Origin of the sequence: Atlantibacter subterraneus, from assembly GCF_007570865.1 — a bacterium.
GTDB lineage: Bacteria > Pseudomonadota > Gammaproteobacteria > Enterobacterales > Enterobacteriaceae > Atlantibacter > Atlantibacter subterraneus.
Genome location: NZ_VLPS01000011.1, coordinates 49,183 through 69,408, shown reverse-complemented (window position 1 = coordinate 69,408; position 20,226 = coordinate 49,183). Strand labels below are relative to the sequence as shown.

General features: G+C 56.1%; 21 protein-coding genes. 10 read left to right on the top strand and 11 right to left on the bottom strand.

What is annotated here, in order from left to right:
- The first annotated feature begins 31 nt into the window (after positions 1 to 31).
- Positions 32 to 1,126 (top strand): glycosyltransferase family 4 protein, encoded by a 1,095-nt coding sequence (locus FND52_RS20520; RefSeq protein WP_144132997.1) that lies wholly within the window; start codon positions 32 to 34, stop codon positions 1,124 to 1,126.
- On the opposite strand, the gene FND52_RS20515 is transcribed toward FND52_RS20520, so the two are convergent.
- From FND52_RS20515 to rfaD, 5 genes are read right to left on the bottom strand one after another with little or no spacing between them, the layout of a single operon-like run.
- Positions 1,123 to 2,235 (bottom strand): glycosyltransferase family 4 protein, encoded by a 1,113-nt coding sequence (locus tag FND52_RS20515; RefSeq protein WP_125294997.1) that lies wholly within the window; start codon positions 2,233 to 2,235, stop codon positions 1,123 to 1,125. The genes FND52_RS20520 and FND52_RS20515 overlap by 4 nt on opposite strands.
- Complete coding sequence (gene rfaQ, locus FND52_RS20510; protein ID WP_144132995.1) at positions 2,232 to 3,335, bottom strand: putative lipopolysaccharide heptosyltransferase III; 1,104 nt, start codon at positions 3,333 to 3,335, stop codon at positions 2,232 to 2,234. The genes FND52_RS20515 and rfaQ overlap by 4 nt, the downstream gene beginning before the upstream one ends.
- The gene (gene rfaC / locus FND52_RS20505) at positions 3,328 to 4,326 is read right to left on the bottom strand and encodes a lipopolysaccharide heptosyltransferase RfaC (protein ID WP_144132993.1); all 999 of its coding nucleotides are present in this window, start codon (positions 4,324 to 4,326) and stop codon (positions 3,328 to 3,330) included. The genes rfaQ and rfaC overlap by 8 nt, the downstream gene beginning before the upstream one ends.
- Positions 4,327 to 4,328: 2 nt before the next feature.
- Complete coding sequence (gene rfaF / locus FND52_RS20500) at positions 4,329 to 5,375, bottom strand: ADP-heptose--LPS heptosyltransferase RfaF (protein ID WP_144132991.1); 1,047 nt, start codon at positions 5,373 to 5,375, stop codon at positions 4,329 to 4,331.
- A 9-nt stretch (positions 5,376 to 5,384) separates the two neighbouring features.
- On the bottom strand, positions 5,385 to 6,317 hold the full coding sequence (gene rfaD, locus FND52_RS20495; RefSeq protein ID WP_125294991.1) for an ADP-glyceromanno-heptose 6-epimerase: 933 nt from the start codon (positions 6,315 to 6,317) through the stop codon (positions 5,385 to 5,387).
- 228 nt (positions 6,318 to 6,545) lie between these two features.
- Here rfaD and kbl point away from each other — a divergent pair, with 228 nt between their 5' ends.
- From kbl to FND52_RS20480, 3 genes are all read left to right on the top strand, one after another.
- Positions 6,546 to 7,742, top strand: a complete 1,197-nt coding sequence (gene kbl, locus FND52_RS20490) for a glycine C-acetyltransferase (protein WP_144132989.1) — start codon at positions 6,546 to 6,548, stop codon at positions 7,740 to 7,742.
- Positions 7,743 to 7,751: 9 nt separating this feature from the next.
- Positions 7,752 to 8,780 carry an L-threonine 3-dehydrogenase gene (tdh, locus tag FND52_RS20485; RefSeq protein WP_144132987.1) on the top strand — a complete coding sequence of 343 codons (1,029 nt, stop codon included), beginning with the start codon at positions 7,752 to 7,754 and terminating at the stop codon, positions 8,778 to 8,780.
- A gap of 151 nt (positions 8,781 to 8,931) precedes the next feature.
- The gene (locus tag FND52_RS20480) at positions 8,932 to 9,741 is read left to right on the top strand and encodes a glycosyltransferase family 2 protein (protein WP_125295060.1); all 810 of its coding nucleotides are present in this window, start codon (positions 8,932 to 8,934) and stop codon (positions 9,739 to 9,741) included.
- Positions 9,742 to 9,755: 14 nt separating this feature from the next.
- Here FND52_RS20480 and FND52_RS20475 read toward each other — a convergent pair whose 3' ends face one another.
- From FND52_RS20475 to gpmM, 3 genes are read right to left on the bottom strand one after another with little or no spacing between them, the layout of a single operon-like run.
- Complete coding sequence (locus FND52_RS20475; protein WP_144132985.1) at positions 9,756 to 10,694, bottom strand: divergent polysaccharide deacetylase family protein; 939 nt, start codon at positions 10,692 to 10,694, stop codon at positions 9,756 to 9,758.
- A 3-nt stretch (positions 10,695 to 10,697) separates the two neighbouring features.
- A complete protein-coding gene (envC, locus tag FND52_RS20470; protein ID WP_144132983.1) occupies positions 10,698 to 11,978 on the bottom strand; it encodes a murein hydrolase activator EnvC in 1,281 nt (426 codons plus the stop codon).
- Positions 11,979 to 11,987: 9 nt separating this feature from the next.
- Complete coding sequence (gpmM, locus tag FND52_RS20465; protein ID WP_144132981.1) at positions 11,988 to 13,535, bottom strand: 2,3-bisphosphoglycerate-independent phosphoglycerate mutase; 1,548 nt, start codon at positions 13,533 to 13,535, stop codon at positions 11,988 to 11,990.
- Between the two features lie 245 nt (positions 13,536 to 13,780).
- Between gpmM and FND52_RS20460 the strand changes: the two genes are divergently transcribed.
- From FND52_RS20460 to cysE, 5 genes are all read left to right on the top strand, one after another.
- Entirely contained in the window at positions 13,781 to 14,212 is a 432-nt protein-coding gene (locus FND52_RS20460) for a rhodanese-like domain-containing protein (protein ID WP_125294981.1), read from the top strand.
- A 19-nt stretch (positions 14,213 to 14,231) separates the two neighbouring features.
- A complete protein-coding gene (gene grxC, locus FND52_RS20455) occupies positions 14,232 to 14,483 on the top strand; it encodes a glutaredoxin 3 (RefSeq protein ID WP_125294979.1) in 252 nt (83 codons plus the stop codon).
- Positions 14,484 to 14,534: 51 nt separating this feature from the next.
- Positions 14,535 to 15,002, top strand: coding sequence for a protein-export chaperone SecB (gene secB / locus FND52_RS20450; protein WP_002436726.1), 468 nt, complete (start codon positions 14,535 to 14,537; stop codon positions 15,000 to 15,002).
- Positions 15,002 to 16,021: an NAD(P)H-dependent glycerol-3-phosphate dehydrogenase gene (gene gpsA / locus FND52_RS20445; protein ID WP_125294977.1), complete on the top strand. Its 1,020-nt coding sequence runs from the start codon at positions 15,002 to 15,004 to the stop codon at positions 16,019 to 16,021. Before secB ends, gpsA begins: the two co-directional genes overlap by 1 nt.
- 75 nt (positions 16,022 to 16,096) lie before the next feature.
- A complete protein-coding gene (gene cysE / locus FND52_RS20440) occupies positions 16,097 to 16,918 on the top strand; it encodes a serine O-acetyltransferase (protein WP_125294975.1) in 822 nt (273 codons plus the stop codon).
- Here the strand turns inward: cysE and trmL are convergent.
- The 3 genes from trmL to cpxR form a co-directional block, all read right to left on the bottom strand.
- Complete coding sequence (trmL, locus tag FND52_RS20435) at positions 16,915 to 17,388, bottom strand: tRNA (uridine(34)/cytosine(34)/5-carboxymethylaminomethyluridine(34)-2'-O)-methyltransferase TrmL (RefSeq protein ID WP_125294974.1); 474 nt, start codon at positions 17,386 to 17,388, stop codon at positions 16,915 to 16,917. The genes cysE and trmL overlap by 4 nt on opposite strands.
- An 86-nt stretch (positions 17,389 to 17,474) precedes the next feature.
- Positions 17,475 to 18,848, bottom strand: a complete 1,374-nt coding sequence (gene cpxA, locus FND52_RS20430) for an envelope stress sensor histidine kinase CpxA (RefSeq protein WP_125294972.1) — start codon at positions 18,846 to 18,848, stop codon at positions 17,475 to 17,477.
- Entirely contained in the window at positions 18,845 to 19,543 is a 699-nt protein-coding gene (cpxR, locus tag FND52_RS20425; RefSeq protein WP_125294970.1) for an envelope stress response regulator transcription factor CpxR, read from the bottom strand. The genes cpxA and cpxR overlap by 4 nt, the downstream gene beginning before the upstream one ends.
- Before the next feature lie 148 nt (positions 19,544 to 19,691).
- Between cpxR and cpxP the strand changes: the two genes are divergently transcribed.
- A complete protein-coding gene (cpxP, locus tag FND52_RS20420; protein WP_125294968.1) occupies positions 19,692 to 20,198 on the top strand; it encodes a cell-envelope stress modulator CpxP in 507 nt (168 codons plus the stop codon).
- Positions 20,199 to 20,226 lie beyond the last annotated feature (28 nt).

Sequence of the window (20,226 nt, the reverse complement as noted above, 5' to 3'; positions counted from 1 at the left end):
ACGTTGGCGAACTATCATGAACAGGAATCTTATGCATATTGTTCACACCGAAGCGGATGGCGGGAAAGGCGGTCAGCCGCTGCGTATTATCAATGAGTCCCTGGGCATGCTACAGCGCGGCCACACCGTAACGATCCTTTGTCCTGAGGAAGCGCCGTTAAATACCCTTGCGCGCGAGGCGGGTTTAACGGTGGTGAATCTACCGTTACGACGTAAAAATTTGAGCAATTTGTTACAACTTCGCCGCTGGCTGGCCAGCCACGATGTGGATGTCGTGAACAGCCATAACTCTGCCGATACCTGGTTAGTGGCACTGGCAGCCCTGACGCTCAAAAACCCGCCGCCGCTGGTGCGTACGCGTCACGCTTCCGGCAAGCCGCGCAATAATCGCACCACACGTTGGCTATTTGCCAAAGCCTGCGCCCATGTGGTGACTACGGGTGAGGCGCTCCGCCATCAACTGGTCGAGATTGGCGTTCCGTTGGATCACAGTACGTCAGTCCCCAGCGGTGTCGATACCGCACGGTTTAAGCCTGGTGATAAACAGGCAGCGCGAGCGCACTGCGGCCTCAGCCAGCACGACTTCTGGCTGGGCGTGGTTTCGCATCTGCGGCCTAATAAAGGCCATAGCGTTTTATTGAAAGCGCTGGCGGCAATTGATATGCCACAGATTAAACTTGCTATTGTCGGCGAAGGGCCGCATCGCGCCACGCTGGAGCAGGAAATCCTGACCCTGGGCCTTCAGGACCGCGTCGTGATGGCTGGGCATCGCAGCGATCCGCAGGCGTGGTTCCCGGCCTTTGATATCGCGCTTAGTCCCTCTCATGATATGGAAGGCGTGCCGCAAGGCGTGTTGCAGTCTTTGGCATCAAGGATCGCCACTATTGCCACCGACGCGGGAGGAACAGGCGATGCGGTTATCGACGGGAAAACCGGTTTGCTGGTGGCCCAGCAGGACGCGGTTGCCCTGAAAAACGCGATTTTGACGCTCTGGCAGGATGAGGCTTTGCGTGAGCGCCTGGCGCAGCAGGGTTACGATTACCTGAACAGCCATTTTACCCGCGAATGTATGCTGCGTGATATGGAACGGGTATTTACCCGCGCTGTGGAGCAGGCCGGGCGTTAACTGCCCAGCAAGTTGCGATAAAGCGACTGGAGTTCTGATGCCATGCGCTCAAGCGTATAAGGTTCGGCGGTTCGGCGCGCGTTGGCCGCGTAGTCCTGACCTGCCACTCGTCCGGCAAGCCATTGGCTAATGGCTTGCTGATAGCCTGCCACATCCAGGGCATCGCGCACCCAGCCGTTTTCACCTTCTTTTATCCATTCCGCTGCGCCGCACTGATGGCTGGTCATCAGTGGCAGCCCGCAGGCCAGCGCTTCAACGCAGACATTAGGAAAAGGGTCGTAAAGCGTCGGTAGGATCAAGGCATCAGCGGTGCCGTAGACCTGGAGGATATTGTCCACGGGACCGAGGAACTTAACCCGTCCGGCAATACCCAGCCGTTCAGCCTGGGCGATAAATTTACGGGCCTGTTTATCCCGTCCGGCAATCAATAGCCAGACGTCAGGATGGGCAGCCACCGCATTCAACGCGACCGAGACGCCTTTACGGGTAAAACCGGACCCCACATACGCCAGCACCGGCGCGTTTTGCGGAATACCCAGCGTATCCCGCAAATTATTTTCGCGTACCGAAGGATGAAATACCGAGGTATCAACGCCGTTATAAATCACCGTGAGTTTTTCCGGCCCCAGCCCAAAGCGCCGGGCGATATCGTCCCGCACCATTGCCGAGTTACAAATCACGTTACGTAACGCCGGATGAGTAAACATGTCGCGTTCAGCCTGCAAAATGTAGCGGTGATAAGCACTGAACGATTGCGCCCAACGTTTTAGGGGCGACAGGATCCGGTTGTACTGCTCAAGCCATGTCGCATGTACGCCGTCTCCGGCGCGGAAAACCGATGCGCCGGGAATGCGTTCATGAGATTGCACCAGATCGAATGCGGAAAAATGACGTGCCGCTTCTTGTGCGAAACCGGCTTCTCTGGCCTGCCGGTTGCGAAACGGCGGGTTAACGGTCAGGGTATGCCAGCCAGCGGCATTTTCCCACTGGCGGGCAATCAGCGTGACGTCCAGTTCGCGGTCCTGCGCCAGCACGTTTAGCGCTCTGGATACAAAACGCTCGGCCCCGCCGTTGGGATTGTAAGTCTGGCGAACAATGGCGAGTTTCATGAGGGGTTTTCCAGCAGCATGGTATCAATGGCGCTTAACACCTGTTGCGGGGTAATCGACATGATGCAGTCGGATATCTGGCTGCCGCCGCAGCCGTCTTTACCGCACGGCTCACAGGTAAAGCCGCCGCGTATTACGCGATGGGGTACGCCCCAGGGTGCCCATTTGATCGATCCCGTTGGGCCGAAAATCGCGACGGTTGGCGTGCCGACGGCGCTGGCCAGATGCATCGGCATTGAGTCCACGCCAAAATAAACCCGGGCGTTTCGCATTAACGCACCTAGCTGCTTCAGGTTCAACTGGCCGCTAAGGTCACAGACCGGCTGGGTAAGGGCGGCGCGCAGCTTATCCATATAGTCGGTTTCTTCACGGGAAGGCGCAGCGGAGAGAATAATCGGCAAACCGCGCTGCGCCAGCGTATCGATGGTCTCAGCCAGCCTTGGGATACTCCAGGATTTAAACATCCAGCGCGAAGTGGGGTGTACCAGGATATAGCTGCCAGGCGCAACGCCTAAATCTGCCAGCCGCTGGGCAATAAATTGCTCCGCCTCGTCGCCGGGGATAAACAGGGTTCTTTTATCTTCAACTGAGGCCGGATGGATCCCAATGCGCCTGAGCGCATCCAGATTAACCTCCACCATATGGCGGGTGTTGTCCTGAATCGCCGGGTACAACGTGGTAAAGGATTTAATCCAGCGTTTACGGGCAAAGCCGCCGCGCTTATCAGGGCGAAAGCCGACCGAAACGCGGGGCTTCAGCAAACGGGCCAGCCGTGCGCCATGCCAGTGTTCGGTCAGATTAATCAGCACATCGTAGCGGCGCGCCTTGAGGGTTTTATACAAGGCGTAATAGAGCCGCAACTGGGCGAACGCATTCTGCTTACGCCAGTTTCTGCCGATGGTGTGTACCTGGCTAATGCAGGGATGGCTGGTCAGCATCGACTGGGTATCGTCATACACCAGCGCGTCAATCTCTGCATCCGGGTACGCGTGCTTAAACACCGTAAAGCAGGGCGAGGTCAGTAACACATCGCCATGGTGACGGAGCTTGATGATTAAAACCCGTCTGGGCGGTTTGTCAGGCGTAAAAAATTCAGACATGTGAGTTCTCAGACGCGGGCGCAACCCCATCGATTAATGGACGCAATTTTGCAAAGACATCAGCGGCGGCCAGCGCGGCCAGCGAGCTGGAATCTACCGGCCGGCAGATAAACTGGTTTTTGCCATAACCGCCGATCAAACCCGGATCGGTGGGCCCGTACAGGGTGATATTGGGCCGATCCAGCGCCGCGGTGAGATGGCTTAAACCGGTATCCACGGACACCACGCCGCTGGCACCTGCCAGAACGTTAGCCACTTGCTCAAGGCTGAGCCGCGGCAAGACTTCAACATTGTCGAAGGCTTCCGCGAGACGCAAGGCGCGGGCTTCTTCGTGCGGCGCGCCCCAGGGCAATTTGATTTTTAGCCCGGTTCCCGCCATCAGATGGATTAACTCGCGCCACTGGGCTTCCGGCCAGTGTTTATCATCGCGGGTTGTCGCGTGAAGAAACACCAGATACGGCGGCTGATTTTGCGTATCGGCCAGAAAATGTTGGGCAATGGCGTAGTCGCCGGTTTGGGAGGGGCGGGTATAGCCCAGACTCTTCGCAAACAATTCCCGGGTACGCTCAACGGCGTGCTGCTGTTTAGCGACAGCGTGACGGCGGTTATAAAACAGCGACGCCAGGGGTTCGCGCGCGCTGTTCCAGTCCATTCCATGCTTTATGCCCTGCGCCAGACGGGTAACCAGCGCAGCGCTTTTTACCAGACCCTGGGCATCGATCACCGCGTCATAGCGAACGGCGGTGAGAAGTTTGCGAAACGTCTCTCTTTCTGCCCGGATATCGGATGAGAACCAGGCTTTACGCCAGCGGCGGATCGCCACGGGAATGACGCGATCGACAGCAGGATGCCAACCCGGGATCTGCACGAATCCCTCCTCAACGACCCAGTCGAACCGGATCCCCGGGATGGCCTGCATGGCGTCGGTCAGGGCCGGGAGAGTATGCAGCACATCCCCCATCGAAGAGGTTTTAACAATCAACACCCGCATGGTTAATTTTCCTGATTAGCCAACAGGCTGGATAACTCATCGTTTACCCGCTCAGGGGTAATATCGATGAGACTTTGATGATAGCCTTGTTCACCCTCGCCCTTACGTACCTTGTGGTAACCGGTAATCAGACGGATCACGCGCGCTTTATGGGACAGCGGCGGCGTGAAGTCAGGGCTGCTCGGGCCATACAGCGCCACCAGCGGGCGATCCAACGCCGCAGCGATGTGCATCAAACCCGAGTCATTAGATACCACGGCCTCACAGGCGGCAATCAGCACCACCGCTTGCTCCAGCGCGGTTTCCCCGGCCAGATTGCGGCACCACGGCTGCTGTGCTTCCGGCAGCGCTGCGATGATCTGGTTGCCTGCATCGTTATCTTTCGCGGAACCGAACAGCGCGATTTGATAGCCCTGGGCGATCAGTTTTTCCGCCAGCCCGGCGTAGTGATAATGCGGCCAGCGCTTCGCCGGGCCAAATTCCGCGCCGGGGCAAAAGCCAATCACGGGCCGTTCATCGGAGAACCTGAATGTGGCGCGCATCTGCTGTTTTTCCGCTTCGCTCACCTGTAAACGCGGCCACAGCAGCGGTTGCGGCAAGTCACGCGCCGACTGCATCACGCTTTTGTCATAGGCCAGCGCCACATAGCGCTCGACCATCAGCGGCCAGGCGGCCTTATCCAGCACGCGCGCATCGTTCAGCAGGCCGTAACGCATCTCGCCACGCCAGCCGGTGCGCTGAGGAATATTAGCGAAGAAGGGCACTAATGCGGATTTGAACGAGTTTGGCAGCACGTAGGCGCGGTCGTAGCGGCGATCGCGCAGGCTAAGGCCCAGTTTGCGGCGTTCGCCAATTTCCAGCGCCCCATGGCCAAGCGGCATGGGGATCGCCTCGTTGACCTCCGGCATCCGCGATAACAGCGGACGGCACCACGCGGGGGCCATTACGTCGATAATTGCCTCGGGATAGCGTGCCTTGAGCGTGCGATAAAGACTTTGCGACATCATCATGTCGCCCACCCAGGACGGACCGATCACCAATATTTTCATACGGGCAACTTACGCGTCGCGGTTCAGCCAGGCCATATATTCCGCCACGCCTTCGGCGACGGTCTTGAACGGCTTATCGTAGCCAGCGGCGCGCAGATTAGTTAAATCTGCCTGAGTAAACGCCTGATAGCGGCCTTTCAGTTTTTCCGGGAATGGGATGTATTCGAGGCTGCCTTTCTGGTGGTATGCCAGCGCAGCATCGGCCACGGCCTGGAAGGATTCCGCACGGCCCGTGCCGAGGTTGAAAATCCCGGATACGCCGTTTTCCCAGAACCACAGATTGACCGCCGCCACGTCGCCCACGTAGACGAAATCGCGCTTAAAGCCGTCGCTGCCTTCAAACAGTTTCGGGCTCTCGCCGTTATTCAACTGGGTGTTCAGATGGAACGCCACGCTCGCCATGCTGCCTTTGTGGCCTTCACGCGGTCCGTAGACATTGAAGTAGCGGAACCCGACGATTTGCGAGTTGGCTTCCGGCAGGATCTGGCGCACGTATTCGTCGAACAGGAATTTGGAGTAGCCGTAAACGTTCAGCGGCTTCTCGTATTCGCGGGACTCAATAAAGTCGGAGGTGCGTCCGCCGTAAGTGGCGGCAGAAGAGGCGTACAGGAACGGGATTTCGCGCTCCAGGCAGTAGTGCAGCACTTCTTTGGAGTACTGATAGTTGTTATCCATCATGTACTTGCCGTCCCACTCGGTGGTGGAAGAGCAGGCGCCTTCGTGGAAAATCGCCTCGATATCGCCAAACTCTTCACCCGCCATAATCTGGATAAGGAAGTCTTCTTTATCCATGTAATCGGCGATGGTCAGGTCAACCAGGTTAACGAATTTGGTGCCGTCTTTAAGGTTATCGACCACCAGAATGTCGGTGATGCCCTTGTCGTTCAACGCCTTAACAATGTTGCTGCCGATAAATCCAGCGCCGCCGGTAACAATGATCATACGTATAACCTTCAAAAAGTGGGGCCATGAGACTATCTCAGGCACGAATGGTGATAATCATATCACCACATCGTCTCTCCTTCAGCTTTAGACCTCTTGGCCGTCCGCGAAGTTTGTTTCACAGACGTGATTTATGCTGCAAAACGCGTATTCAGCCAATCGTCATCTCGTATCAAATGATTAGTTTGGGTAATATGTGCCGAAATTTGCCCAGCCTGGAGAATTGCAATGCGAGGGGATTTTTACCAACAGTTGAATGCCGACCTGGAAACCGCACGTGCGGAAGGGTTGTATAAAGAAGAGCGTATTATCACGTCGGCTCAGCAGGCCGATATCACCGTCGCCGACGGTAGCCACGTTATCAACTTCTGCGCCAATAACTACCTCGGTCTTGCTAACCATCCCGAACTGATCGCTGCCGCCAAACAGGGCATGGACAGCCACGGTTTCGGTATGGCGTCGGTGCGCTTTATCTGCGGCACCCAGGACACGCACAAGCAGCTGGAGCAAAAGCTGGCTGAATTCCTCGGCATGGAAGACGCCATTCTCTACTCTTCCTGCTTCGACGCCAACGGCGGGTTGTTCGAAACCCTGCTGGGCGCAGAAGACGCCATTATTTCCGATGCGCTGAACCATGCGTCGATCATTGACGGCGTGCGTCTGTGTAAAGCAAAGCGTTTCCGCTATGCCAATAACGACATGCAGGAGCTGGAAGCGCGTCTGAAAGAGGCGCGTGAAGCGGGGGCGCGTCACGTGCTGATCGCCACCGACGGCGTGTTCTCGATGGATGGCGTGATCGCCAACCTGAAAGGCGTGTGCGACCTGGCGGATAAATACGATGCGCTGGTGATGGTCGATGATTCCCACGCGGTGGGCTTTGTTGGCGCAAACGGTCGCGGCACCCACGAATACTGCGAGGTAATGGGCCGCGTGGATATCATTACCGGTACGCTCGGTAAAGCGCTGGGCGGCGCGTCTGGCGGCTATACCGCAGCGCGTAAAGAAGTGGTGGAGTGGCTGCGCCAGCGTTCCCGTCCGTATCTGTTCTCCAACTCGCTGGCACCGGCGATTGTTTCCGCATCCATCAAAGTGCTGGAAATGCTGGCCGAAGGCGATGCGCTGCGCGACAAGCTGTGGGCCAACGCGCGCCTGTTCCGCGAAAAAATGACTGCAGCCGGTTTCACCCTGGCGGGTGCCGACCACGCCATCATTCCGGTGATGCTGGGCGATGCGGTCGTGGCGCAGAATTTTGCCCGTGAACTGCAAAAAGAAGGGATTTACGTTACCGGTTTCTTCTACCCGGTGGTGCCGAAAGGGCAGGCGCGTATCCGTACTCAAATGTCTGCCGCGCACAGCACCGAGCAGATTGAGCGTGCGATCGACGCCTTTATTCGTATCGGTAAACAGTTAGGCGTGATTGCCTGAGGATAAGACATGAAAGCATTATCGAAGCTGAAAGCGGAAGAAGGCATCTGGATGGTTAACGATGCCCCCGAGCCGGAAGTGGGCCATAACGATCTGTTAATCAAAATCCGCAAAACGGCTATCTGCGGTACCGATGTGCATATTTATAACTGGGATGAGTGGTCGCAAAAAACCATTCCGGTACCGATGATTGTCGGTCACGAATACGTGGGTGAAGTGGTTGGTATCGGCCAGGAAGTGAAAGGCTTCAAGATTGGCGATCGCGTCTCCGGCGAAGGGCATATCACCTGCGGGCATTGCCGCAACTGCCGTGGTGGCCGTACGCACTTGTGCCGCAACACCGTCGGCGTGGGCGTCAACCGTCAGGGCAGTTTCGCCGAGTATCTGGTGCTGCCTGCGTTTAACGCCTTTAAAATCCCAGACAACATCCCTGATGAATTAGCCTCGATTTTCGACCCGTTTGGCAATGCGGTGCACACTGCGCTGTCATTCGATCTGGTTGGCGAGGATGTGCTGGTGTCCGGCGCGGGCCCGATCGGCATTATGGCGGCGGCAGTGGCGAAACACGTTGGCGCGCGCCACGTGGTGATCACTGACGTTAACGAATACCGTCTCGAGCTGGCTCGTAAAATGGGCGTCACCCGCGCGGTGAACGTGTCCAAAGAGAACCTGCATGATGTGATGAAAGAGCTGGGAATGACCGAAGGGTTCGACGTGGGTCTGGAAATGTCCGGCGCACCGCCCGCATTCCGCGCCATGCTGGATACCATGAACCACGGCGGGCGTATCGCTCTGCTGGGTATTCCGCCATCGGATATGTCCATCGACTGGAACAAAGTGATCTTCAAGGGTCTGTTCATTAAAGGCATCTATGGCCGCGAAATGTTCGAGACCTGGTACAAGATGGCCGCGCTGATCCAGTCCGGACTTGACCTGTCCCCTATCATCACCCACCGCTTCGCTATTGATGATTTCCAGAAAGGCTTTGACGCCATGCGTTCAGGCCAGTCCGGTAAAGTTATTCTTAGCTGGGATTAACCAATAAAGCGCCTTCGGGCGCTTTTTTCTTATGTCAATTTCTGTAATATTCTTTTTGTCGAAAAACCTTATAAAAATCAGGCAAAAATCGCCTTTTGTTTTTGCTTGATCCTCTATGGTTAACAGGGTTCCACCAGACAGAGTCAGAATGATGTTTACACTCTCAGTTTGTTTATTGACGCATAATTCCGCGCGCTTATTGCGTGAGGTTTTGCCACCCCTTATTGCCGTGGCGGATGAAATGGTAGTGGTGGATTCCGGTAGCACAGATGAGACGCTGGAAATTTGCCGTGAATTCGGTATCACGCCTTTTTATCATCCCTATTCAATGCATGGGATGCAGATGAATGTCGCGATTGAGCGCGCCGGGAATGATTGGGTATTGTGCATGGACAGCGATGAAATTTTGGATGAGCAAACCGTTAATTTCATTCTGGCTCTGAAAGCGGGCGAGGAGCCGGCTAAAAATAAAGCCTGGCGTCTGCCGCGCTACTGGTATGTCTTAGGCGAACAGGTCCGCACGCTTTATCCGGTCTCATCCCCAGACTACCCGGTTCGATTGTTCAATCGCCAGAATGCGCGTTTTAACTTGCGTCCGGTGGATGATAAGGTTGAGGGGAATGTTCAAAGTGAAAAGATGCCGGGCCATGTTCGACATGACACGTTTTACACCCTCCATGAAGTCTTCAATAAGCTGAATAGTTATACCACCCGGCTGGTAAAATATTCGCCCGTCCAGCCTTCAATTATGCGTGGCATCATTAGCGCGCTTGGTGCCTTCTTCAAATGGTATTTATTTAGCGGTGCCTGGCGGCAGGGGCGTGTGGGCGCGGTTACCGGGCTCTATGCCACGCTTTACAGTTTTCTTAAGTATTTTAAATCCTGGTATCAGTATCCACATACAAAGCAATTAAAATCTGAACAGGACGTCGATAGCCAGACCCAATCCTTGCAAAAATGACCCGCCTCGGCGGGTTATTTTATAGCTGGCGTCTTCCATCCCTGCCACTGATTGACAAGGTATTTCGCCATTCCGCTCTGGCTGATGCTTTCACCTATCACCGAGAAATAGCGCGTCGCATAGACCGGTTCAGGCGGTTTTTTGCTGTTGCAGAACTTCACGCCCCGGAACGGATTACGCGGCGTGTTCGGTGGCGGCGGCGTCAGGTTCGGCGTTGAGGTATCGGTTTGCGGATCATTTAGCAGGCTGCTCGGCCGTACCAGCGTGATATCCGCAGGCAGGCTATACACCATCTGCTGCAACACGCGCACGGTGGAAGGGTGCGGGTGCCCGATAGCAATGGCAGAGCCGTTGCGCCGCGCCAGCGCCACCGCACGGTTAAACTGGGCGCGAATATCGGCTTCGTTTTGGGTGTCGTCGAGAAACACTTTGCGCTTAATCACTTTCACGTTAGTGCCTGCTGCAGCGCGCATCGCCTGGCTGTTGCCAATGGTCATGCTGTCGAGAAAATAGAGGTTATAACGCCCCAGCGCCTGCATCACTTTTTGCATGCCGAACAGGCTGGAGGTCATGGCGCTGCCCATGTGGTTATTCAGGCCCACCGCATGCGGCACTTTACTCACTGCATCACGGATGATGCGCTCAATTTCATCGCTGCTCATTTCCGGGCGCAGCGTGTCTTTTTCCAGCGGCTGTTTGCTGAGCGGTGCCATCGGCAGATGGATTAACACTTCATGACCGCTGTTGTGGGCTTTGGTGGCCATTTCCCGGGCGTGTGGTGCATTCGGCAGAACGGCGACAGAAATCGCGGGCGGCATAGCCAGGATCTGGTTTTCGGTTTGTGGGCGATAACCAAAGTCATCAATCACTATCGCCAGTTTGCCCGCCATGGCCGGGGTGAACACCGCCAGACTGGCGGCAAGTGAAAGCAGTAATCGTCGAAATTGAAGCAAAACTTATCTTCCCAACCACGGTTGTGGGTTAACGGCTTGTCCCTGCCGACGAATTTCGAAATAGAGTGAAGGGCGGCCCTGGCCGCCGCTGTTGCCAACCAGCGCGATAGGCTGACCGGCGCGCACCTGAGTGCCGACGCTGACCAGCGCGCTTTGGTTGTAACCGTACAGGCTCATATCGCCTTTACCGTGTTCAACCACCACCACAAGGCCGTAGCCCTGTAGCCAGTCGGCGAGAATAACGCGGCCATCGGCAATGGCTTTAACTTCTGTGCCTTCCGACGCGCCGATAACAATCCCCTTCCAACGTAGTTCACCTTGTAGCTGTTCGCCATAGCGATGCAGTAAAGAACCACGCACCGGCCAGTACGCCTGGCCGCGCGGCGAGCCCAGCCCGCCGGTACGCGACATCAATGACTGTTCGCTTTCGGTCGGCTTGTAGGTGGTGCCTTTACGGCTGGCTTCCTGCTGTTTATTACGTACCTGCTCGGCTTCGCGGGCTTCCCGCTCGGCGCGCGCTTTCGCCGCCGCTTCCGCGCGGGCGATGCTGTTGCGCAGGCGCGATTCGTTCTGGCGCATCTCGCTGAGCTGGTTCTGGCCCTGCTGGATAGAGGACTCCAGGCCGCTAATCGTCTTTTTACGCTCGTTGCGCGCCTGCTCCAGCTTCGCCTGCTGCGCCTGCTGTTCATACAGCAGCGTCTGCTGCTCGCTCTGCTTCTCTTCCAGCTCGGCTTTCTGCGACGCCACTTCTTCGCGGGTCTGGCGCAACTGAGCGATGGTTTCCTGGCGCGCCTGGTTCAGATAGCCGAAATAGGCCTGCAACCGCTGGCCGCGCTGGCTCTCTTCACCGCTGAGGATTAACTGGATGCCGGTATGCTGGCCCTGGCGAAACGAGGCGTCGAGCTGGGCGGCAAGGTTGCGCTCCTGGGAGGCTTTCTGTTTTTCCAGTTTGGCGATAGAGGCGTTCATCGCGCTAATCTGGCGATTCAGTTGCGCAAGGCTGTTTTCCGTTTCGCGCAACGCGCGAGTCGCGGCGGCGATAGCCTGTTCCTGGGCTTTTAACTGTGCCAGAAGGGTGCTGCGTTGCTGTTGCTGTTGGCGTACCGCGCGCTCTTTAGCGGCGATATCCTGTTGAATGGATTTGAGCTGATCGCGCTCATCCGCCGTGGCGGAAATTGGGTATAACAATACGCCAGCGCTAAACACGCTGGCGTATAGCAGGGGCATTAAGTAAAACCGCTGCGGTTTTATGCCCCGTATTGAAAAGATCGCCTTTCCCCTCATGGGGAGGGATTATTCCACGATGAACAGCGGCTTACCAGTCATCTCTTGCGGGATGTCCATGCCCATCAGGGAGAGCATTGTCGGCGCGATATCCGATAATTTGCCGCCTTCTACCGCTTTTACCTGCTTTTCGCCCACATAGATCAGCGGAACCGGCAGGTTGGTATGCGCAGTATGCGCCTGGCCGGTAAACGGATCGCGCATCTGTTCGGCGTTGCCGTGGTCAGCGGTAATCAGCAGCTGGCCGCCAACGGACTCAACAACTTCAGTCACTTGCGCGATGCAGTTGTCTAATGCTTCTACCGCTTTTACCGCTGCGTCAAACACGCCAGTATGGCCGACCATGTCGCCGTTCGGGTAGTTGCAGATGATGGCGTCGTATTTCCCGCTGCGGATCGCGGCAGTTAATTTTTCAGTTAATTCTGCAGAGCTCATTTCCGGCTGCAGGTCGTAAGTCGCCACTTTCGGAGAATTGATCAGAATGCGATCTTCGCCCGCGAAGGAATCTTCCACGCCGCCGTTAAAGAAGAACGTAACGTGGGCGTATTTTTCGGTTTCAGAAATACGCAGCTGGGTTTTGTCGTTTTTCGCCATCCACTCGCCGAAGGTGTTAACCAGCGAGCTTGGCGGGTAAGCGCAGGCGGTGTCGATGTTGGCGGCGTATTCGGTCAGCATCACGAAGTTAGAGAACTTCACCACTTTCTTACGGGCGAAACCGTCGAAATCAGCGTTAACGAAGGCGCGGGTAATCTGACGGGCGCGGTCAGCGCGGAAGTTCATGAAAATCAGCGCGTCGCCGTCTTCCATTGCGGCGTCAGGCTGGCCTTCGGCGCGGATCACGGTCGGTTTAACGAATTCGTCGTTCTCATCACGGGCGTATGCGGCTTCCAGTGCGGCAACGGCGCTGTCTGCCTGGTATTCGCCCTGCGCCAGCGTCATCAAATCGTAAGCCAGTTCTACGCGATCCCAACGGTTGTCGCGGTCCATGGCATAGTAACGGCCAATAATGGTGGCGATACGGCCTTTGCCCAGCGCGGCGAAGGTCTCTTCAAAGCGTTTCAGGCTAGACTCGGCGCTGCGCGGCGGCGTATCTCGGCCGTCCAGGAAAGCGTGCAGGTAGATTTTTTCCGCGCCGCGTTCTGCGGCCAGTTCCACCATCGCCAGGATGTGATCTTCATGGCTGTGTACGCCGCCTGCGGAGAGCAGGCCCATGATATGCACGGCTTTGCCCGCAGCCACGGCGGTATCTACCGCGCGGGTGAGTACCGGGTTGGAGAAGAAAGTACGTTCTTTAATTTCAACGTCCAGACGGGTCAGATCCTGATACACGATGCGGCCTGCACCCAGGTTAACGTGACCCACTTCGGAGTTGCCCATCTGGCGGTCCGGCAGACCCACTTCCAGGCCGGACGCGTCAATCAGCGTATGCGGACGTTTTGCCCACAGGCTGTCCATTACCGGGGTTTTGGCGCTGAAAATAGCGTTGTCCTGTTGGTCTTCACGGTAGCCGTAGCCGTCCAGAATCATCAGGACCATAGGTTTTTTAGAAACCGACATTGCGATAACCTCATTGCTCAAAGATAAAAAATTTGCGTAATTTTACTACAACTTATTGACACAAATAGCCGCAGAAGATCAAAAAAAGCGGGCGGGTAGTCTGTGCCTTTTGGCGCTTTTCGTCATTTTTTCCGTAACAGCCCGCAGAATATGCATTACCTGTCTCGCGCTGGCTGTAATTGGACCAATGCAAAGGTATACTCCTCACCTGGTTTTTTTCACTTAGTCGGGAGCCTTTACCCCCCATGCAAGAAATTATGCAATTCGTTAGCCGTCACCCCATACTTAGTATCGCCTGGGTCGCGTTACTGGGGGCGGTGCTCTTTACCACATTCAAAAGCCTTACTTCTAAAGTGAAGGTAATTTCGCGTGGTGAAGCGACGCGTTTAATCAACAAAGAAGACGCGGTGGTGGTGGATATTCGTCAGCGTGACGATTTCCGCAAAGGCCATATCGCCAGCGCCCTGAACGTTCTGCCCAATGAAATCAAAGCCAATAACACGGGCGAGCTGGATAAACATAAAGCGCAGCCGATTATTGTGGTTGATGGCAACGGTATGTCAGCCCAGGAATCCGCTAATGCGCTGATGAAAGCCGGTTTCGAGCGTGTATTTGTGCTGAAAGACGGTGTAGCAGGCTGGAGCGGTGAAAACCTTCCACTGGTGCGCGGAAAATAACTCACGCTAAGGTATCGCCATGGCCAATATCGAAATCTATACCAAAGTGACCTGCCCTTACTGCCATCGCGCAAAAGCGTTGCTGGCGAGCAAAGGCGTCGCGTTTGAAGAGCTACCCATTGACGGGGACGCTGCTAAACGGGAAGAGATGATTAAGCGCAGTGGCCGCACCACGGTGCCGCAAATTTTTATTGATGCACAGCACATTGGCGGTTGTGACGACTTGTATGCGCTGGATGCGCGTGGTGGACTCGATCCCCTGTTGCGCTAGCGCTGCTTCGCCGTAAGGCACTTTGAAGGACAAACAATAAAGGGTTTACACATGTCAGAACAAAACAACACTGAAATGACCTTTCAGATCCAACGCGTTTACACCAAGGATATCTCTTTTGAAGCACCGAATGCGCCGCATGTGTTTCAGAAAGACTGGCAGCCGGAAGTCAAACTGGACCTGGATACGGCATCCAACCAGTTAGCGGACGACGTTTATGAAGTGGTTCTGCGCGTGACCGTTACCGCAACGCTGGAAAACGACACCGCGTTCCTGTGCGAAGTACAGCAAGCGGGCATTTTCTCCGTTGGCGGCATTGAAGGCACGCAACTGGCGCATTGCCTGGGCGCATACTGCCCGAACATCCTGTTCCCGTATGCGCGTGAATGTATCACTAGCCTGGTTTCCCGCGGCACGTTCCCGCAGCTGAACCTTGCGCCGGTTAACTTCGACGCGTTGTTCATGAACTATCTGCAACAGCAGTCCGGCGAAGGTGCGCAAGACCATCAGGATGCCTGATGAATAACACTACTGCTTCAATGACAGTCATCGGTGCCGGCTCTTACGGCACCGCTCTTGCCATCACCCTGGCGAGAAACGGCCACCAGGTTGTTCTCTGGGGCCACGATCCCAAACATATCGCGACGTTAGAAGCAGACCGCTGCAACGCCGCGTTTCTCCCGGATGTGCCTTTTCCCGACTCACTCCATCTTGAAAGCGACCTTGCCACCGCGCTGGCGGCCAGCCGCAATATTCTGGTGGTGGTGCCCAGCCATGTGTTCGGCGAAGTGCTGCGCCAGATTAAACCGCTGATGCGCAGTGATGCGCGCGTAGTCTGGGCCACCAAAGGGCTGGAAGCGGAAACCGGGCGTCTGTTGCAGGATGTGGCCCGGGAAGCGCTGGGCGAGGATATCCCGCTGGCGGTGATCTCCGGCCCGACGTTCGCCAAAGAGCTGGCGGCAGGCCTGCCGACGGCGATTTCGCTGGCGTCTACCGACGAAACCTTTACTGAAGATCTCCAGCAACTGCTGCACTGCGGTAAAAGCTTCCGCGTCTACAGCAATCCGGATTTCATCGGCGTCCAGTTAGGCGGCGCGGTGAAAAACGTGATCGCGATTGGTGCCGGGATGTCTGACGGTATCGGCTTTGGCGCGAATGCGCGCACCGCGTTAATCACCCGCGGGCTCACCGAGATGACGCGTCTTGGTGCCGCATTGGGTGCCGATCCCACTACCTTTATGGGTATGGCGGGCCTGGGCGACCTGGTGCTGACCTGTACCGATAATCAGTCCCGCAACCGCCGTTTTGGCATGATGCTTGGACAAGGCATGGACGTCACGACCGCCCAGCAGACCATCGGTCAGGTGGTGGAAGGTTATCGCAACACCAAAGAAGTGCGTGAACTCGCGGCGCGCTTTGGGGTGGAAATGCCAATAACCGAGGAAATTTATCAAGTATTGTATTGCGGAAAAAATGCGCGCGAGGCAGCATTAACATTGCTCGGGCGAGCACGCAAGGACGAGAAAAGCAGTCATTAATGGAACCCCCTGTTACCTTTATTGCGCACCGGTAAGATGATTTACCGGGCGCTGCTTGTTTTTCTGGAGAGAGCAATGCCGTGTGAAGAACTGGATTTGGTATGGAATAACATAAAAGCCGAAGCGAGGGCGCTCGCCGACTGCGAGCCAATGCTTGCCAGTTTTTACCATGCTACGTTGCTAAAACATGAAAATCTCGGAAGCGCGCTGAGCTATATGCTGGCGAACAAACTGGCGTCGCCGATTATGCCCGCCATCGCGATTCGTGAAGTGGTGGAAGAGGCCTATGCCGCCGACCCGCAGATGATTGAATCCGCCGCCTGCGATATTCAGGCCGTGCGCACCCGCGACCCGGCAGTTGATAAATACTCCACGCCGCTGCTGTATCTGAAGGGATTCCACGCGCTACAGGCACACCGCATCGGCCACTGGCTGTGGAATCAGGGCCGTCGCGCGCTGGCGATTTTCCTGCAAAACCAGGTGTCGGTGTCTTTTCAGGTAGACATTCACCCGGCGGCGAAAATTGGCCGCGGCATTATGCTCGACCACGCCACCGGCATTGTGATTGGTGAAACCGCCGTGGTGGAAAACGACGTTTCCATTCTGCAATCGGTGACCCTGGGCGGTACCGGTAAAACCAGCGGCGATCGCCATCCGAAAATTCGTGAAGGGGTGATGATTGGCGCGGGAGCGAAAATTCTCGGCAATATCGAAGTCGGGCGCGGCGCGAAAATTGGCGCGGGCTCGGTGGTATTACAGCCGGTTCCCCCGCATACCACCGCCGCAGGCGTTCCGGCACGCATCGTCGGCAAGCCGGAAAGCGATAAACCCGCCATGGATATGGATCAGCATTTCAACGGCGTGAATAACGGCTTCGAATACGGCGACGGCATTTAACTGCGCAGTACGGCGCCCGCATAATCAAGCTGGCGCCACGCTTCATACACCACCACCGACACCGCATTAGATAAGTTCATACTGCGGCTGTCCGGCATCATCGGAATACGAATTTTTTGCTGAGCGGGCAGGGCATCCAGCACGCTCGCAGGCAATCCGCGCGTCTCGGGGCCAAACACTAAATAATCGCCAGCGGCATAGCTGACCGCACTGTGGGCGGGCGTGCCTTTGGTGGTTAACGCAAACAGGCGCTCCGGCTTTTGCGCGTCCAGAAAGGCCTCGTAGCTGGCGTGACGGGTGACGGCGGCGAATTCGTGATAATCCAGCCCTGCCCGGCGCAGGCGCTTATCATCCCAGGTAAACCCCATTGGCTCGATGATATGCAGTTTAAAACCGGTGTTAGCGCACAGGCGGATAATGTTGCCCGTGTTTGGCGGAATTTCAGGTTCGAAAAGTACGATATTAAGCATAAGGCCCCCATCAGCAAGGGGCGCAGAATAGCAGAAGTGAGCGGGGAGAAAAACGCGTCTCTCCGTTATGCAGAGAGACGCGGTTATCAGGTGCGGCGATACAGCGGCAGCCAGATCACCAGCCGCAGGCCGCCCAGCGGGCTGTCGTCGGCTTTAACCCAGCCGCGATGCTGCTGAATAGCGGTTTCGACAATCGCCAGACCAAGGCCGGTGCCGCCGGATTCCCGGTCGCGCGCCTCATCGGTGCGGTAGAAAGGCCGGAAAATCTGTTCCCGATCTTCCGGGCTGACGCCGGGGCCATCGTCGTCCACGGTTACGGTAATGCCTTCTTTATCCACCGAGAAGCTGACGCAGATTTGGGTATGCGAATAGCGCAGGGCATTGCGGACAATGTTTTCCAGCGCGCTTTCCAGCGCATTCGGGTTGCCGTACAACAGCCACGGGCCGGGCGGGTAGGCGACTTCAAAAGATTTACCCATTTGCTCGGCTTCAAAGGCGGCGTTATCCAGCACTTCGCGCCACAACTGGTTGGCCTTCATGGTTTCGCTGACCAGCGCATTCTTTTGCTGATTGCGCGACATCACCAGCAGATCGTTGATCATGCTGTCCAGCCGGTGGGCCTCGGTTTCAATCCGCTCCAGCTCTTTGCTTTCGCCAGACCGGCGGCGCAACAGCGCGGTACCGAGCTGGAGACGCGTGAGCGGCGTGCGCAGTTCATGGGAGATATCAGAAAGCAGCCGCTGCTGGGTGGTCATCATGCGTTCCAGCGCCGTCACCATCTGGTTAAAACTGGCACCCGCCGCGAGAAACTCCTGCGGCCCGGCTTCCAGTTCAGGATGCTGGCGCAAATTGCCCTGCGCCACTTCATCGGCGGCGTTTTTCAGCTTACGCGCCGGTTTCGCCAGGCTCCAGGCGAGCCATAACAGCAACGGCGAACTGACCAGCATCGTTACGATAAGCAGCAATAACGGGCGGTCGAACAGCAGGTTAATGAAATCGGATTGCGAGTTGCTGGCCGGGCGGATCAGGTAAAGCTGATAGTTGTCTTCACCGTCACGCACGGAAAAGGGGCCGACCATTTCCAGACGACCGTACTTTTTCTTTTGCGGATGATCGGAATTGTCAGCCTGGCCGATAAAGTTGCGAATGATCTGCATCTCACTGCGTTCTGCGCCGATCACGCGCCCTTCGCTGGTAACCAGCACCAGGCGTTGCCCCGGCGGTGCCCATTTGTCAATGGCGCGGAATAGCCTGCGCCACCACATTAAATCGTTGGGCGGATCGTTAGCCAGTTCAGCTTCGACATGCTGTTCTATCATCACGCCCTGGCGTTGCTCGCTTTCCAACAGCTCGGTCATTTGACGTGAATCGAGCTTCGGCAACATCAATACCAGCATCAAAACCAGGGCCAGGGTCAGCCAAAAAATCGCAAATATTCGCGCGGTCAGGCTACCAATCATGAAGCGGATACCATCAGGTAACCCCGTCCACGTAAGGTTTTAAACCACGGATGCCCGTCTTTACGATCCGGCAGTTTGCGACGTAGGTTGGAAATATGCATATCAATAGCGCGATCGAACGGCGTCAGGCGCTTGCCAAGGACTTCCTGGCTGAGATGTTCTCTGGATACTACCTGGCCTAAATGCTGGGCCAGCAGATACAGCAGCGTAAACTCGGTGCCGGTAAGCTCCAGCGCGGTGCCGTCGAAACTGGCTTCCTGGCGGCCTGGGTTCAGGCTAAGGGCGTCAACTTCCAGGTTCGGCGAACCGTTATCGCTGTTTTGCTGCTGCTCGCTCCAGTGGGAACGGCGCAGAATAGCGCGAATACGCGCCACCAGTTCACGGTCGTTGAACGGTTTGGGTAAATAGTCATCCGCGCCCAGTTCAAGGCCTAAAACGCGGTCCAGTTCGCTACCGCGCGCGGTCAGCATGATTACGGGTGTCTGGTGAGTCTGACGTAGCTCTTTAAGCGTATCGATGCCGTTTTTCTTCGGCATCATCACGTCGAGCAAAAGCAGGTCGATGCTGTCATCCAGAAGATTAAGCGCCTGCTCGCCATCGTGGGCGACCTGCACATTAAAACCTTCCATGTCGAGAAGCTCTTTCAAAAGGGAAGTGAGTTCACGATCATCATCAACTAACAGAATTTTATTCATTGTTAATACCTCCGAGGCAAAAATTACGTCATCAAGGCCCGGTAATCCATGACTTTACGTTGTTTTACACCCCCTGACGCATGTTTGCAGCCTGAATCGTAAACTGGTCCTCGTTGAATCGCAGCACCCAAGTTTCCAGGAGTCAGTGATGCGCAAAGTTACCGCTGCCGTCATGGCCTCAACACTGGCGATCAGTACGTTCGCAAGCCAGGCTGCTGAAGTCGTTACAGGCGATAACTGGCACCCCGCAGAAGGGCTGGCGCAACGAAACAGTGTGCAGAGCCATATGTTTGACGGCATTCGATTAACCGAAAAGCAACGTCAACAGATGCGCGACCTCATGCAGCAGGCGAAGCATGAACAGCCGCCTGTTAATGTTAGCGAAATGGAGACCATGCATCGCCTGGTCACCGCAGAAAATTTTGATGAAACCGCTGTGCGGGCTCAGGCCGAAAAGATGGCACAAGAGCAGGTCGCGCGCCAGGTCGAGATGGCGAAAGTGCGCAACCAAATGTACCGACTGTTAACGCCGGAACAGCAAGCGGTTTTAAACGAGAAGCACCAGTATCGCATGCTTCAGTTGCGAGAAGTCTCGCAGATGCAACGGTCCTCCTCGGCAAATGTGTTTAGTAGCAGTACCCGTAGTAACCAGTAACAACCCTGTTTTCCTTGCCATAGACACC

Coding starts and splice junctions, on each gene's coding strand:
- trmL (WP_125294974.1), bottom strand. CDS start 17,388: ATGCTTAATATCGTACTTTTCGAACCTGAAATTCCGCCAAACACGGGC.
- secB (WP_002436726.1), top strand. CDS start 14,535: ATGTCAGAACAAAACAACACTGAAATGACCTTTCAGATCCAACGCGTT.
- FND52_RS20480 (WP_125295060.1), top strand. CDS start 8,932: ATGTTTACACTCTCAGTTTGTTTATTGACGCATAATTCCGCGCGCTTA.
- kbl (WP_144132989.1), top strand. CDS start 6,546: ATGCGAGGGGATTTTTACCAACAGTTGAATGCCGACCTGGAAACCGCA.
- gpmM (WP_144132981.1), bottom strand. CDS start 13,535: ATGTCGGTTTCTAAAAAACCTATGGTCCTGATGATTCTGGACGGCTAC.
- tdh (WP_144132987.1), top strand. CDS start 7,752: ATGAAAGCATTATCGAAGCTGAAAGCGGAAGAAGGCATCTGGATGGTT.
- gpsA (WP_125294977.1), top strand. CDS start 15,002: ATGAATAACACTACTGCTTCAATGACAGTCATCGGTGCCGGCTCTTAC.
- rfaC (WP_144132993.1), bottom strand. CDS start 4,326: ATGCGGGTGTTGATTGTTAAAACCTCTTCGATGGGGGATGTGCTGCAT.
- envC (WP_144132983.1), bottom strand. CDS start 11,978: ATGAGGGGAAAGGCGATCTTTTCAATACGGGGCATAAAACCGCAGCGG.
- FND52_RS20520 (WP_144132997.1), top strand. CDS start 32: ATGCATATTGTTCACACCGAAGCGGATGGCGGGAAAGGCGGTCAGCCG.
- rfaQ (WP_144132995.1), bottom strand. CDS start 3,335: ATGTCTGAATTTTTTACGCCTGACAAACCGCCCAGACGGGTTTTAATC.
- cpxA (WP_125294972.1), bottom strand. CDS start 18,848: ATGATTGGTAGCCTGACCGCGCGAATATTTGCGATTTTTTGGCTGACC.
- grxC (WP_125294979.1), top strand. CDS start 14,232: ATGGCCAATATCGAAATCTATACCAAAGTGACCTGCCCTTACTGCCAT.
- FND52_RS20515 (WP_125294997.1), bottom strand. CDS start 2,235: ATGAAACTCGCCATTGTTCGCCAGACTTACAATCCCAACGGCGGGGCC.
- rfaD (WP_125294991.1), bottom strand. CDS start 6,317: ATGATCATTGTTACCGGCGGCGCTGGATTTATCGGCAGCAACATTGTT.
- cysE (WP_125294975.1), top strand. CDS start 16,097: ATGCCGTGTGAAGAACTGGATTTGGTATGGAATAACATAAAAGCCGAA.
- FND52_RS20460 (WP_125294981.1), top strand. CDS start 13,781: ATGCAAGAAATTATGCAATTCGTTAGCCGTCACCCCATACTTAGTATC.
- rfaF (WP_144132991.1), bottom strand. CDS start 5,375: ATGAAAATATTGGTGATCGGTCCGTCCTGGGTGGGCGACATGATGATG.
- cpxP (WP_125294968.1), top strand. CDS start 19,692: ATGCGCAAAGTTACCGCTGCCGTCATGGCCTCAACACTGGCGATCAGT.
- cpxR (WP_125294970.1), bottom strand. CDS start 19,543: ATGAATAAAATTCTGTTAGTTGATGATGATCGTGAACTCACTTCCCTT.